This is a genomic window from Bacteroides sp. RTP31139st1_H2_RTP31139_211217 (assembly GCF_040227615.1).
Classification (GTDB): Bacteria; Bacteroidota; Bacteroidia; order Bacteroidales; family Bacteroidaceae; genus Bacteroides; species Bacteroides uniformis.
This window is the reverse complement of record NZ_JBCNZM010000110.1, coordinates 1-15,420: the sequence shown is the minus strand read 5'-3', so window position 1 is coordinate 15,420 and position 15,420 is coordinate 1. Positions and strand designations below refer to the sequence as shown.

Genomic DNA, 15,420 nt, shown 5'->3' with positions numbered 1-15,420 from the left:
GGCGGACGCTGTATCAAGGGAATCTGCGGCCAGGTGGACGGTTCGGTGCTTCCGGGATTCATCGGTTTCGAAGCCGGGCAGTCGGCTTTCGGAGACATCTACGCCTGGTTCAGGAAGATGCTGGCATGGACACTGAAAGATATCCCCGGAGGGGAGGCCAGGCAGAAAGTTCTGGACGGCATGCTGGTGGAACTCACCCGTGAGGCCCAGGACATGGAACCCTCCGAGGACGGTGTTGTCGCCCTGGACTGGATGAACGGCCGCCGTACCCCCGATGCGGACCAGAACGTGAAGGGTGCCGTTGCGGGACTCACGCTGGGTACCAGCGCCCCGGAAATATTCCGTGCGCTGGTGGAAGCCACCGCCTTCGGTTCCCGCCGTATTGTGGAGCATATGAAGGGCCAGGGGCTGCGCATTGATTCGGTCAATGCCATCGGAGGTATCAGCAAGAAGGCGCCCTTCGTGATGCAGACGCTGGCGGACGTGCTGGACATGCCTATCCGTGTGGTACGCTCGGAACAGACCTGTGCCTTGGGAGCGGCAATGTTCGCGGCAGTTGCCGCAGGGGTGTACAAGGATATCAACGAGGCGACAAGGCACATGGGGTCGGACATCGAGGCTGAATACCGGCCGGATGAGAAAAGAGCCCTCATCTACGAAAAACTATACAAGAAATATCTTGAACTGGCAAAACTTGCTGAAACCATTAACTAAATATACAAACCATTAATCTATTTAAAACATGAGAATCAAATCATTAATTTTGGCGGCCTTATGCATGGCCACCGTGGGTGTTTACGCCCAAAGCAACTACCCGTTCAACGGTCTGGACATGAACATGGGTAACCTGTCAAGACTGTCCGATGCGAAGACACGTTCCATCAGCCCTGAGAACTTCACGGGCGAGAAGGGCAAGGGCGGCATGGCCGATCCGGTCAGGGACAAGGATCAGCGCAATGTGGCCAACGCTCATCATGCGGCCAAGGACCTGGGCAAGGGTTGGAAGGTAAACCCCTTCATCATCGTGAAACCGGGAGAGACAATCACGATTGCGGAAATCGAGGGTCCGGGAGCCATCCAGCAGATCTGGATGACACCGACCGGGAACTGGCGCTTCTCCATCCTGAGAATGTACTGGGACGACGAGAAGGAGCCTTCCGTCGAATGTCCGGTGGGTGACTTCTTCTGCAGCGCATACAATGAATATGCACAGCTCTCCTCACTGGCCGTTTGCGTGAATCCGGGCAGCGCCTTCAACTGCTACTGGAAGATGCCTTTCCGCAAGAAAGCCCGTATCACGCTGGAGAACATCAACACCGCCGAGGAGATGCGCCTGTACTACCAAATCAACTACACCTTGACAGAAGTTCCTGAGGACGAGGCCTACTTCCACGCGCAGTTCCGCCGCTCCAACCCGACCCAGGGGTCGCTGCACACGCTGATTGACGGTGTGAAGGGCAAGGGACAGTACGTGGGTACCTACCTGGCATGGCGTGTAAACGACAACTGCTGGTGGGGTGAAGGGGAAATCAAGTTCTACATGGACGGTGACAGGGAATACCCGACTATCTGCGGGACCGGGGTTGAGGACTACATCTGCGGTTCGTACAATTTCGAGAACCAGAAGACGCGCCAGTACCAGGAGTTCACCACCCCTTATGCCGGCATGCACCAGGTAATCCGTCCCGACGGGCTGTACCGTGCGGTGACCGCTTTCGGACTGTACCGCTGGCATATCCTTGACCCGGTACGCTTCGACAAGGACCTGAAGGTCACGATACAGGATTTGGGATGGCGTCATGACGGACGCTACAACAACCAGAAGTCGGATATCTCGTCGACCACTTTCTGGTACCAGGCCGAGCCGCATGCCAAATTCCCGGCTTTGCCGAGCAAGGACGGTTTGGAAATTCCAAGATGGTAAAATAAAAGTTTGAGTATAGAGGCTGTGCAGTACAATTCTAGGAAAAACGTATTGTATAGTAAATAATATTATTTTATTAACCTTTTTTATTTATATTATGAAATATTTCAAAAGAAATGGTTTCGTGGCATTGGTATCAATGTTATCATTGACAGCTTATGCAGGGGATAGTTTACCTCTTTCTGTGGCTGTATCGGAGACAAAAGAGTTTATTCAAGTATCTGGACATGGTATAGATACTTCTAACGTGATTCAACAAGAGAGGATAATACAAGGAACGGTTTTGGAAGAAGGAACGAATGAACCTCTTATTGGAGTGAATGTTGTTGTTAAAGGAACTACTATCGGTACCACGACTGATATTGATGGAAAATACTCTATAAAAATACCTTCTGATAAGGCTATATTAGTCTTTTCTTATATTGGTCAAAAAACGGAAGAATATTCGGTTAAAGGCTTAAACTTTTTGAATGTTATCATGAAGAGTGATGCTACAATGTTGTCAGAAGTTGTGGTATACACTGGTTATATGACACAGAAGAAAGCGGATTTGACAGGTTCTGTTGCAATGGCAAATGCGAGTGATTTAAAGAAAAATGCTTCTGCCAATGCCATGAAGTCATTACAAGGAAAGATGGCTGGTGTGCATATCACTACAAATGGTGGTAATCCTGCTGAAGGAATTACGGTGCAGATTCGTGGATTGTCTTCTCTTTCGGGAGGAGTTAAGCCTTTAATTGTTTTGGATGGTATGCCTACTGAAAATTTGAATCTTCGTGATATAAATTCTGGTGATATTGAATCTATTCAAGTTTTGAAAGATGCAGCATCTGCCTCTATTTATGGTGCAAGAGCTTCCGGTGGTGTTATTTTGATTCAGACAAAAAAGGGTCAAGCAGGTAAGACAAACATTGAGTATAATGGTAGTGTTTCTATCAATACTGTATTGAACAAACCTACTTTGATGAATGCTGAACAATATGGTAGAGCAGCATTCCAAGCTCAAGCTTATGATGAAAGAGTATATGGTACTTCTATTTCTTTGCCTTCAGCGTATAATTATACATGGCATAGAGGTGATAATGGAATAGCTGTTTTGGACGAAGTTAAAGTTGCTGAATACCTTAATGCAGACCAAACTGTAAGAGGAAGTGATACAGATTGGATGGGAGAAATTTTTCAGACTGCTATTTCTCATAATCATCAGTTGACCATTTCTAATGGTTCTGAGAAATCCAAAAGCTTGTTCTCGTTGGGTTATTTCAATAATGAAGGTACACAGATACATACATTCTTCAGACAATATTCGATACGTGCTAATACTGAATATAGTTTGATAAAAAATCATTTGAAAGTTGGTGAAAATCTTGCAGTATCTTATTTGCAGTATAGAGACCAAAGTGAAACATGGTGGGCGATGATTAATCCTCCTGCCTCTCCTGTATATGATGAAAATGGTGGATGGGCTGGTGCTCCGGGTTTTGATGATTTTACCAACCCTGTTCGATTATTGACAATGAATAAGGATAATATCAATAATTATGTGAAGATTATTGGTAATATTTTCCTCGATTTGAATATTTGGAAAGGCATTTCGGCAAGAACCCAGTTCGGTCTTGATTATGGCAATGCTTATAATCGTGCTGTTGATGGTGTTTGGTCGGAAACTGGAGGAAGAAATAGCGATGGAGAAAACTATGTAGGCAGTTATCAATCACATCCGTTGAGTTATGTATGGACTAACACTTTGTCATATACATTGAGTACTGGTAAACACAATTTGGATGTTGTGTTGGGTACTGAGGCAACCAGATTCGTTCAAGAAGGATTTTCTGCAAGAAGAGAAGGTATTTATTTGGAAGATAGAGATTTTGCACATATTGGTGTAACTACCGGAGAGAAATATAACTTAGGTAGTTCTGCAGATGAATATACCTATTTCTCTTTGTTTGGTAAGGCCAACTATGTTTATAACGGAAAGTACTTGCTGTCTGCTACCGTTCGTCGTGACGGTTCTTCTTTATTCGGTGAGAATAACCGTTATGCTACTTTCCCTGCTTTCTCCGTTGGTTGGAGAATCAAGGATGAAGCTTTTATGGAAGATTTTGACTTTCTGTCCGATCTTAAATTACGTGCTAGCTGGGGAGCAAACGGAAGTGTGCAAGGTCTTCCGAGAGGATATACTACCACTCCGTTTACAACAAATTATTTTGGAACATCTTATCCTATTCAGGGTAATGAGAGTGGTCCCTTGTATTCCGGTTATAGCAGAACTTGGCTTGGTAATCCTGACTTGAAGTGGGAAACTACTACGCAGACGGATTTGGCTGTCGACTTCGGATTTTTCAACCAACGTCTTACAGGTTCTTTAGGATACTATTTCAAGAAGACAAAGGATATTCTTGTACAGACTCCTTATATTGCTGTGATGGGAGAAGGTGGAGAACCTTGGATTAATGGTGCAAATATGAATAATCAAGGTCTTGAATTTGAAGTTAGTTTTAGGAATGACCCAAGTGCCGAATTCCAGTATACTATTTCAGCAAATATAGGTACTTATAAGACGAAATTGACAGAGCTTCCTGAAAACGTAATTAATAAATATCCGGGAGATGGTGTCCGTGACTTCGTTATTGGTAGGTCTCCCAATGTATTTTATGGTCTTGTAGCTGATGGAATTTTCAAGACACAAGAGGAAGTGGATAACCATGCTGAACAACCAGGAAAAGCTATTGGTCGAATTCGTTATAAAGATTTGGATGGTGATGGTCGTGTAGATGAATTGACTGACAGAACGTATATCGGAACAGCCGATCCAGATTTCTTTGGAGGAATCACTTTCGATTTCAAATATCGTAATTTTGATTTGAATATGTTTTTCCAAGGTGTGTTTGGTAATCAGGTAAGTAATGATTGGAAGCGTCAGAGTGATTTTTGGCATATATCAGGTTCCGTTCCTGTCGGAAAAAATCATCCGACTAGATTATTGGATGCTTGGTCGTTTGACAATCCTGATTCAGATATTCCGGCGATGACAAATGTTATGACCAATAATGAACAGAGAATGTCTACTTATTATATAGAAGATGGTTCTTACTTGAAGTTGAGAAATATAGAATTGGGTTATACTTTTCCTGCTAAAATCACCAACAAGATGATGATGAAAAATTTGAGAGTATATGCTTCTGCAAGAAACGTATTTACTTTGAAGAAATTCTGGGGAGATGACCAATTTACAAGTTTTGACCCGGAAATGTCTGGTTATGGATATTTGACTCCATTCACAATGACTTTCGGACTTAATGTTACATTTTAATTAAAAAAACACAATGAAAAAGTTTATATCATCATTATTGATTTTAACCGCTACATTCGGCTTGACCGGATGTGAGGATTTCCTACAAGTAAATCCCAAACAAGTTTTGGATGAGAACTTGCTTGTTAAACCAAGTGATATGGAAGGCTTTGTAACAGCTGCTTATGCAAGAATGACAGATATTCCGTCTTGGGATTCACCATTCTCACCTTGGTGGTCTGGTTCTCTTCGTTCTGATGACTCTTATAAAGGAGGAGGAGGCGTCTGGGACGGCGGCGATGGATGGGGATATATGGAAACCTTTGTGAATTTGACTCCTAATGGCTGGCCTATTGATTACCCTTGGTATGTTTCTTATCAAGTTATCCAAAGATGTAATACTGCAATCCAGAAAATGCAGCCGATTTCTGAAGAAGATTTTCCAGTAAAGAACAGTCGAATGGGTGAGATGCTGTTTCTTCGCGGATTTACTCATTTCAGACTGAAAGAGTTCTTCAAATATATACCTTACATGGATGAAACTATAACAGGTACTTCTGCAGATTTTGAGGCTGTACCGAATAGGGACAAGAACTATCCGAATGATCAGTATCTGTGGGAGAGAATTCTTAAGGATTTCAAGGATGCAGAGTCATATCTTCCAGAAGTACAGATAGATAAAGGAAGAGTCAATAAGAATGCGGCAACGGCAATGGTTGCAAGAACATTGATGTTTATGGCTTATGAGCAAGATGAGAGACATCAGGTGATTAATGTAAACAAAGAACGGCTGAATGAAGCTTTGATTTATCTGAACAAGTTGACGGAACAAGAAGGTAAAGCTTTGGACTTATGTAGCAATTTTGGTGAGAATTTCATGATTGAGTCTGATAACAATACGAAAGAATCCATTTGGGAGATTCAGTATTCTATCAATGATAATAGTTCTACTGGGGGTAAAATCAATAGAAGTGAAGGACTGAATCATCCGTGGAATTGGGGAGGTTTTCAGTGTTGTGGTTTCCATCATGCAAGCTATACAATGGGTAATGCTTTTAAGACTGGTGAAAATGGATTACCGTTGTTTGATACCTATAATGATGATTGCTATGGTGATTACATAAAGAAAGCCGATGGTTCGGATGATATTACACTTGTAGATGCCGGTAATAAGGCTTTCTTCGACCGCTACACTTTCGACCCTCGTTTCAGTCATACGATATGTGCACCCGGACAGCCTTGGAAGTATGACCCTTATTTGATTTTTGAGGCTCGTGGTATTCGTAATGGTGTTGAGTATGGTTATTTGAAATCTGTGAAGGAATTACCGCATCCTAATTGTGACTGTTTGCTGTACGATGGTTGGCAGTTTAACTCTATGAACAAGAGATTAATCAGATATGATGAAGTGATACTATGGAAAGCAGAAGTCCTAATTCAATTGGACAGACAAGATGAAGCTTTGCCTTTGATTAATAAAATTCGTCAGCGTGCCGCCAATAGTCTTGAGAATCTGAAAACTGCGGATGGAAGCTATATTCTGAACTACAAATGTGAGTTGTATAAACCTGGTGTGAATTGTACATGGACCAAAGAATTTGCATGGAAGGCCATGGAATGGGAAAACCGTCTTGAACTAGCTTGTGAAGGACGCCGTTTCTTCGACTTGCAGCGTTGGGGAACTCTGGAGAAAACGATGAATGCTTATTTTGCAGTGGAAAGAAATAGATTTGACTGGATGAATATAGCACGCTTTACTGCTGGTAGGGATGAATTCTTCCCCATATCACAGGCTCAGATGAAGTGGGCAAAAGGTAATTATACACAAAATCCGGGATATTAATATTAAACTTTTAGAATTATGATTATGAAAAATATAGTAAGAATATGCATGGTAATATTTACTTGTTTATTGTTTACTGGTTGTTACGACAGAGATGTTGTAGGCAGTAAAGGAACACATTATATTTTGCCTAAAGTGGAAAACCTTGATTATTCAGTACAAGGGAATACAGTGAAGTTGACATGGCAAATTCCAGATAATATACCTGATGAGTTTTTGAGGCCTCTTGAAGTAAGTATTCAGAAAGTGGAGAATGACATCTATAGAGATGTGATAACCATTGGTAATGAAGGGACATTTGCCGAAGGCATTGCAATCGATGCGAATAAAAGGTACAGATTTGTTGTAAAATTGGTAGGAAACTTGACAGACGAAGTTGTAGAAACCGGAATATCCAGCAGAATATACTCCGAAGGTCAGGTAATTGACATTCAATAATTAAAGTTTGCTGTATCATAGATGCAGTCCGGTATTTCTATGCTTCCCGTGTACTGCATCTATAGATACAGTAAACTGACTTAAAACAGACGCTATGAAAAATATTCTATTTATGGTTCTTTCTTTCTCTATATTCTTGTTGTTTTCTTGTTCGGATAAAGAGGAAAATGAGCCTTTTATACCAGTTGATGAGATTATCTCTGCGAAAACTTTTCTGATTCCAAATAAAGACACGAAGGTTGTTTCAACGATTCTGAATTTTAAGAATATAGATGCCATAGATTATCTGATGGTTCGAAAAAGTGGAGGAAATAGTTATTCAGTCAAAATAGATAGAAATGAGTTAACTGCAGATTATGTATTTAATTATGTGGTTCAGAAGACGGATCCCCAGAATTTTAGATTGATATTGGTAGCAGTTTATAAAGATGGAAACAAATCGAATGACCTTTCTTTGAATGTGGATAACCGTTGGGGATTCTTTATCCGAAGCGTCAGTCGTACTGCTCGTGTAACTGGTAGTTCTATGGACGGAGAAAACTTCCCAAACCCTAATAATACTGCGACAAAATGGAATGTAGGAGGAACAGATCTTGGCATTATTTGGGAGATGCAGCCCGGAAAATATGGAATTTTCTTTGGTGATACTTTTGGGTATGACTTTAAGCCTAATCTGGCTAATCCTGGACCTAACGGAGGGAGTTGGCGTAGTAATGTGCTGGCTTTCTCGGAGGATAATGATTTAGAAGATGGATTGTCATTCAGCAATATGGCTACTGATGATAAAGGGTATGCCCGCGAGATAGTATATGGGGGAAAAGATTCGTCAGGTAATGGTGATTGGACTTCTATCCCAACAGCTGCTATTCGTGCTAATGGAATAGATTATGTGCATTATTTTAATATGAGAAATTGGACGGGATGGATTACAAATTATTCGGGAATATATAAGTCGGTTGATAATGGTTTGACATGGGCTAAATGTAAAGATATAACCTTCTCATCTTATAGTTTTTTTGGCCAGGTAGGGTACTTTAAGAAAGATGGATATGTTTATATGATAGGTACTCAAACGGGGAGGGATAGCAATGCTAAATTAGCACGATTTCATGAAACAGATATTGAGAATAAGACAGCTTATGAATATTGGAATGCTTTTACTAATCAATGGATAAAAGGCAATGAAAATGAGGCAACAGTATTAATAGAAGATAAGGTTGGTGAACTTTCTTTTATATATAACGAGACACATAAGAAATGGATAATTGCTTATTTCAATGCAGATAGATATAATATAACTATGCGTACGGCAGAAGACATAACTGGCCCATGGAGTGAACCCTATGAGCTTGCTAATGGTAGAGAGTATGCCCAATTGTATGGTTCTTACATTCATCCGTTGTCGGTAACTGGTGATAATTTATATTTTACGATGTCAATGTGGATGCCTTATAATGTTTTTTTAATGAAGGCTGAATTGGCTGATATGGGAGAGTTTTAATTATATTGATAAATATAATATCATGAACACACGCACATTAATTATAACTTTTGTTTGGATGATAATGTCCAACATAGGCATCTGTGCTCAAGAGCATTGGGATGCACAAGAGAGAATTGAGTTGAATAAGGGTGTTTTTCCGAAGAATTTTAGTAAAGCTATTGATGCTATACAGTATGATTTATTAGGAATTGAGAGAGGAAAAAGCCATGTGAAAGTGATAGATAACAACACTTTGTACATAAACCTTTCTTTTTCGCTTAAAAACTCTGTTCAACAAGGTGATTGGCGTATAGCCGTAAAGCCGGATTTTTTACCTTCGTTCCATTGGGCGCCACATCTTACTCCTACTGATAGAAATGTCATCGATCAACATGTATTCCGTTCTCCTGCCCTTATTGTAGCAGACGATCATCAAACTCTTATTCTTATTCCCGATTTGGATATTATGCAGAAGGGGACTCCTGTACGATGGTATATGGATATGGACGCATCCTCTAATACACTTATTCTCGGAATGTGTAATAACCATGTATCCGAACACGTTCTGTTTGAGCGTGATCAAGAAACTACTTACCCAAAAGGAGATATTGAAATAGGCTTTTATTTGATGTATTCTGATAGCAAGGAAGTATTGCGGAATCCTTTTAATAAGCCGTTAGAATTTATGTGGAGTCGATGGGGGCATGCTGCATATGAGAAAGGTAATCCGGTGAAGGAAAACCTAGAAACGTATGTGAAACATACTTATAATTGGGCTTTTAATTCATGGTCAGAAAATGTGTGGCAGCAATTTGAGTTAGATGGGAAAAAAGTGGGTGCTCCCGTATTCATTGTGAATGTTACTCAAAGTCCTAATTATCCGGGAGAGATTAATGAACGTGAATTTCGTTCTATCTGGAATCAGGCATGGTTCAGTTCATTGCGTTCTGCAAGTGGATTATATCGATATGCAAGAAGAACCGGTAATAGGGAGCTTCTTGCAAAAGCAAATTTGACAAAAGAACTGGCTCTGTCATTTCCGCAGAGGAATGGTTTTTTCTATGGACTTATCGGTACGGAAATGCATGAAGTAGAGATTGATGGTAAAAAGTATAATCGGAGCAAGGGGTGGAATACCTATTATTGGGGAAATTCCAACAGAAATCCTTATACCTGGAATCCGAAAGAATCTCCGTATCATATTCTTGATATGAGTTGGACAGCATTGTTGATGCTTCGGTGGTATGATGAATTAGAAAAAGATGCCCGTCTTTTGGCTTATGCAGAAGATTATGCGATGGCTTTACTTGGAATACAGTATGAAAATGGTTTTTTCCCTGGCTGGCTTGACTTAAAGACAATGCAGCCGATGAACCATTTGAATGCTTCTCCTGAAACATCTTTATCAGTTACTTTTTTACTTAAACTGTATGAGCTTACACATAAGGAAGAGTATAAACGGGCAGCATTTAGAGCTATGAATGCAGTTATCCATGAAATTATCCCGGTTGGGAAGTGGGAAGACTTTGAAACCTATTGGTCTTGTTCTCGTTACGGTTCGGATAACTTGGTAGGTAAAAAAGTTTTGCGGAACAATATGCATAAACAGAATAATTTTTCAATGTTCTGGACAGCTGAAGCCTTACTGGAGTGCTATCGTCTTACCTCAAATAAAGAATATCTTGATTATGGACAGCGTACACTTGATGAATTGCTGATGACCCAAGCATCGTGGCAGCCGCCATACATGTATGTAAATGTATTGGGTGGTTTTGGTGTGTTGAATGCCGATGGTGAATGGAATGATTCACGCGAAAGTCTTTTTTCCGAACTCATCATTCAATATGGAAAACTTCTTGATAAGCCAGAGTATATAGAACGGGGATATGCTGCACTTAAGGCATCTTTTGTAATGATGTATTGTACTGAAAATCCTCAAACCAAACAGCAATGGGAAAAAGTTCATCCGTTCTTTGCTTCAGAGGATTATGGATTCATGATGGAAAATTACGGGCATGGCGGCCGTACAAATCCGGCAGGTGAAGGTATGGGTGAGTTTACAATCTATGATTGGGGAAATGGAGCAGCGGCTGAAGCGTACAACCGCATCCTTGATAAATTTGGAAAAATAGAATAATGATTCGTTAACATTAATAATTCAACTATGGTAAGATCAACTTTAACCTTATTGGCCCTATTTAATGTGGCTATACTGTTTCCGGGTAAAGCAATGTCCCAGAACAGTGAAGGGCGGGAGTTTAACGGTAAGTATCAAAAGGAATATCTGGATAAGATTGCATTTCCTATAGGGGGAATCGGCGCCGGAATGTTCTGTTTGGAGGGAACCGGTGCCATTTCGCATGTGTCTCTCAGACACCATCCTGATGTGATGAATGAGCCGTATACCTTTGCTGCGATTTATGTAAAGGGGGTTGAGAACGGAGCAAAGGTATTGGAAGGGCAGGTTCCGACTTGGAAGTTATTTGGTCCTGCACAGAGTGGTTTAGGTAGGGGAGACAAGACGTACGGTCTTCCACGCTTTGAAGAAGCGGTATTCCAGGCACGTTTCCCTTTTGCAACTGTAGATTTGAAAGACAAGGATATGCCTTTGGCTGCAAAGATTACGGGTTGGAGTCCTTTCATTCCGACGGATGTGGACAATTCCAGTTTGCCGGTTGGAGTACTGGAATATCAATTTACAAATACTTCCGGTAAGGCTATCGAGACGGTATTTTCTTATAATACCAAAAATTTCATAGATGGTCAGGGTACTATCCGAGGGGTAAAGAACGGGTTTGTTTTAGAATCCGATCAGAACAACAGTGGGCTAGCTATTTATGTGGACAATGCTGTTGCTGTTGTAGACCATTGTTGGTTCCGTGGTGCCTGGTTCGATCCGCAGACTGTGGTTTGGGATAATATTCGCTATGGGCGGATTGCTGATAAGCAGCCGGTTAAGGGTGTTGCTCCGGGAGCATCTGTTTATGTTCCGCTGACGTTGCAGCCGGGAGAGACAAAAACAGTCAAGGTAAACTTCTGCTGGTATCTGCCCGATTCAAACCTTTCTATCGGTGGTGCCAGAAAGGTAGGACAGGCATTTACGGGAATGCCCTGCAAGGGAACGGCTTCCGGTCAGCAACCTGTGAGCGGCTTTGTCGGCAAGCAGTTGCTGAACTCGTTCGATAAGGGTGGAGATGGACTGACGGGTATTATTCAGTCTCCTGAGTTCAATATTGGGAAAAGATATCTGAAGTTTCTGGTAGGTGGAGGCAGTCAGGCTGACCGTACTTCTGTAAATCTTGTAGTAGACGGAAAGATTGTAGAGACGGCGGTCGGAAATCAGACGGAGACTCTGAGTGAAACCGTATGGGATTTGAAACCTTATCAAGGAAAGAAGGCTTTTGTGAAAGTCATTGATTTGGATGTTTACCCGTGGGGACATATTCTGGCCGACCAGTTTGTGTTGACAGACAATAGGAATGAAGATATTTACAACTTGTCTTCTACATCCACCTTACTTGCCGATTTTGAAAGCAACAGTTGGGGAGACTGGCAGGTTGTGGATTCTTCTGAGGAAGAAAAACAATTCCTGGCAGATGAAGGAGATGTCGAAGCTACCTACAGACCTTGGTACTCGGAGCGTTTCAAGAGTTTGAATGAGGTTATCGGCTATTGGGATGCAAATCAGGCGATGCTGGAAAAGAACAGCCGGCTGTTCAGTGATGCATTCTATAGTTCCTCTTTGCCGGCAGAAGTACTGGAGGCTGTTGCTACTAATTTAACTATATTGAAATCTCCTACGGTATTACGTCAATGGGATGGAAGATTTTGGGCTTGGGAAGGATGTCAGGATTCTTTTGGCTCTTGTCACGGAAGTTGTACGCATGTGTGGAACTATGCACAGGCTTTGCCCCATTTGTTCCCGTCTTTGGAAAGAACCTTGCGTGAAACGGAATTCAGGGTAAGCCAGAATACGGAAGGACACCAGAATTTTAGAGTCAACTTGCCTATTTCGGCACCGCCTCACAACTTCCATGCTGCTGCCGACGGACAGTTGGGCGGGATTATGAAAGTTTACCGTGAATGGCGTATCAGCGGGGATACACAGTGGATGAAAGACCTTTTCCCGGCAGTGAAAAAGAGTCTTGACTATTGCATCCGTACATGGGACCCCTTGCATAAGGGCTATCTTGAAGAGCCGCACCACAATACTTATGACATCGAGTTCTGGGGACCGGACGGCATGTGTACAAGTTTCTATTTGGGAGCTTTGACTGCGTTTATAGAGATGGGCAAGGAGCTGAAGCAACCCGTTAAGGAATATACGGCCCTGCTGTCAAAGGGCAAGAAATATATGGAAACTGCACTCTTCGATGGAGAATATTTCATACAGAAGATTCAGTGGGAAGGGCTTCAGGCTCCCAATCCGGTTGATGTAATGTCTTTCGGGGGAAGTTATTCCGATGAGGCCCTGAAATTGCTGAAGGAAGAAGGGCCAAAATACCAATACGGTACCGGTTGTCTGTCCGATGGAATTTTAGGGATGTGGATGGCTTCCGTATGCGGACTGGATGAAGTGCTGGACAATGAAAAGGTCAGGAGCCATCTGGTGGCCGTACACAAATACAATCTGAAACATGACTTGGTAGACCATTTCAATCCTCAAAGACCGGTGTATGCTTGTGGTAAGGATGGCGGATTATTGCTTTGCACATGGCCGAAGGGTGGTATGCTGTCACTGCCTTTTGTATACAGCAATGAAGTCTGGACCGGTATCGAATATCAGGTTGCCAGTCATTTGATGATGAAAGGTGAGGTGGAAAAGGGCTTGGATATTGTCCGTGAATGCCGTGAGAGATATGATGGAAGAGTAAGAAACCCATTCAATGAGATAGAGTGCGGGCATTGGTATGCACGTGCCATGGCAAGCTATGGAATGTTGCAGGGGCTTACAGGAGTGCGGTATGATGCTGTTGACAAAACCATGTACATCAATTCTAAGATTGGTGATTTCAAAAGTTTCATCAGTACTGATACCGGTTTCGGAACTATTGAATGGAAAGCAGGAAAGCCTGTGTTGAACGTGGTTTATGGCAACATTGATGTGAAACGCTATAATGTTTCAGGCAAGATTGTGGATTGAGGTCAATTAGGATAGGGATGTACAATCAAAGACAGATTAAGATGACAGAGAAGAAGAAACTTCTTGTTTTGTGTGTTGCACTATTTTGTTTTATAGCTGTTTCTGCACAGCAGAGAATGTCTGTATCGTCTCCTGACGGAAAACTTAGATTTTCTCTGAAAGTAACGCCGGAGAGTGTTTCATATGACATCGACTATAGGAAGCAGTCTCTTATAGCAAATTCTTTGCTTGGTTTCAGCTTTGATAGCGGAGAGTTCGGAAGGAATCTTAAAGCAGGAAAGGTGCAGCGTAAAAAGATTGATGAGACATACAAGCTCATTGTCGGCAAGACAAGTAGTGTACGTAGCCGTTGCAATGAAATGACCGTTCCCATGCAGGAACGGTCAGATTCCGGCCGTCTGATAAACCTGGTTGTAAGGGCATTCGATGACGGGATAGCATTCAGATATGAATTTCCGGAACAGAAAGCATGGGATTCATACGTGATGTATGATGAAAGGACACAGTTCAACTTGCAAGGAAACCCGATGGCGTTGCTCATGTACCTGCCCGGGTATGTGAATACACACGAAGGGGTATACAGTCATGTAAGATATGACAAGGTGGCAAGGAAAAGGCTGATAGAGATGCCGGCGACATTCGAGTTCGACAACGGGGTGGCAGTGGTTATAACTGAAGCGGCCATAAGGGACTATGCGGGAATGTACCTGGTGAAGGAGAAGGGTGGACTGGTGGGAAAGCTCTCGCCAAAACTGGGGCAGGAGAAGATAAAGGTCGAGACAGACAGTTTCCCGCACCGTACCCCGTGGCGCGTAATCTCCGTTGCAGACCGGGTGGGAGGATTGCTGGAGACGAATATACTAACAAGCCTGAACGAGCCCTGCAGGATTGAAGACACTTCATGGATTAAGCCTTGCAGGACCACGTTCACATGGTGGAACGGGAATGTCGTGCCGGACAGCACGTTCTCTCCGGGAAACAACTTCGATACAAACAAGTACTACATCGATTTTGCAGCACGCAATGGCTTGGATGCACATGGAATCTACGGATATGCGGAGACTCCTTGGTACTATGATGACAACTTCAATTTCGGATGGGCGGGACCCAATGCGGACGTTACAAAACCGATACCGTGCCTGAACATGCCGAGAATTGTGGAATATGCAAGGAGCAAGGGGGTTGGCATACATCTGTGGGTACACTGGAGACCGTTGTACGACAAACTCGAAGAAGCCTTTGCGCTCTATGAGGGATGGGGAGTAAAAGGACTCATGGTGGACTTCATGGACCG

General features: G+C 42.5%; 9 protein-coding genes. All 9 read left to right on the top strand.

The genetic code is table 11. The features are described 5' to 3' along the window. Positions 1 to 714, top strand: a 714-nt coding sequence (locus ABUA47_RS16600; RefSeq protein ID WP_349831781.1) for an FGGY-family carbohydrate kinase, incomplete at its 5' end; no start/stop codon positions are given. A gap of 28 nt (positions 715 to 742) precedes the next feature. After that, on the top strand, positions 743 to 1,924 hold the full coding sequence (locus ABUA47_RS16595; RefSeq protein ID WP_215421379.1) for a glycoside hydrolase family 172 protein: 1,182 nt from the start codon (positions 743 to 745) through the stop codon (positions 1,922 to 1,924). A gap of 97 nt (positions 1,925 to 2,021) precedes the next feature. Next, the gene (locus ABUA47_RS16590; RefSeq protein WP_215421380.1) at positions 2,022 to 5,240 is read left to right on the top strand and encodes a SusC/RagA family TonB-linked outer membrane protein; all 3,219 of its coding nucleotides are present in this window, start codon (positions 2,022 to 2,024) and stop codon (positions 5,238 to 5,240) included. Positions 5,241 to 5,253: 13 nt separating this feature from the next. Beyond that, a complete protein-coding gene (locus ABUA47_RS16585) occupies positions 5,254 to 7,062 on the top strand; it encodes a RagB/SusD family nutrient uptake outer membrane protein (protein WP_022400944.1) in 1,809 nt (602 codons plus the stop codon). A 24-nt stretch (positions 7,063 to 7,086) separates the two neighbouring features. Continuing rightward, a complete protein-coding gene (locus tag ABUA47_RS16580) occupies positions 7,087 to 7,500 on the top strand; it encodes a DUF4945 domain-containing protein (protein WP_225982630.1) in 414 nt (137 codons plus the stop codon). A 94-nt stretch (positions 7,501 to 7,594) separates the two neighbouring features. Beyond that, complete coding sequence (locus tag ABUA47_RS16575) at positions 7,595 to 9,001, top strand: DUF4185 domain-containing protein (RefSeq protein ID WP_022400943.1); 1,407 nt, start codon at positions 7,595 to 7,597, stop codon at positions 8,999 to 9,001. Positions 9,002 to 9,023: 22 nt separating this feature from the next. Continuing rightward, positions 9,024 to 11,120, top strand: coding sequence for a hypothetical protein (locus tag ABUA47_RS16570; RefSeq protein ID WP_118931264.1), 2,097 nt, complete (start codon positions 9,024 to 9,026; stop codon positions 11,118 to 11,120). A 93-nt stretch (positions 11,121 to 11,213) separates the two neighbouring features. Then, the gene (locus ABUA47_RS16565) at positions 11,214 to 14,126 is read left to right on the top strand and encodes a GH116 family glycosyl hydrolase (RefSeq protein ID WP_118931261.1); all 2,913 of its coding nucleotides are present in this window, start codon (positions 11,214 to 11,216) and stop codon (positions 14,124 to 14,126) included. 41 nt (positions 14,127 to 14,167) lie between these two features. After that, positions 14,168 to 15,420: glycoside hydrolase family 97 N-terminal domain-containing protein (locus tag ABUA47_RS16560; protein WP_349831780.1), on the top strand; the 1,253-nt coding region annotated here is incomplete at its 3' end.

Coding starts and splice junctions, on each gene's coding strand:
- ABUA47_RS16595 (WP_215421379.1), top strand. CDS start 743: ATGAGAATCAAATCATTAATTTTGGCGGCCTTATGCATGGCCACCGTG.
- ABUA47_RS16590 (WP_215421380.1), top strand. CDS start 2,022: ATGAAATATTTCAAAAGAAATGGTTTCGTGGCATTGGTATCAATGTTA.
- ABUA47_RS16585 (WP_022400944.1), top strand. CDS start 5,254: ATGAAAAAGTTTATATCATCATTATTGATTTTAACCGCTACATTCGGC.
- ABUA47_RS16580 (WP_225982630.1), top strand. CDS start 7,087: ATGAAAAATATAGTAAGAATATGCATGGTAATATTTACTTGTTTATTG.
- ABUA47_RS16575 (WP_022400943.1), top strand. CDS start 7,595: ATGAAAAATATTCTATTTATGGTTCTTTCTTTCTCTATATTCTTGTTG.
- ABUA47_RS16570 (WP_118931264.1), top strand. CDS start 9,024: ATGAACACACGCACATTAATTATAACTTTTGTTTGGATGATAATGTCC.
- ABUA47_RS16565 (WP_118931261.1), top strand. CDS start 11,214: ATGTCCCAGAACAGTGAAGGGCGGGAGTTTAACGGTAAGTATCAAAAG.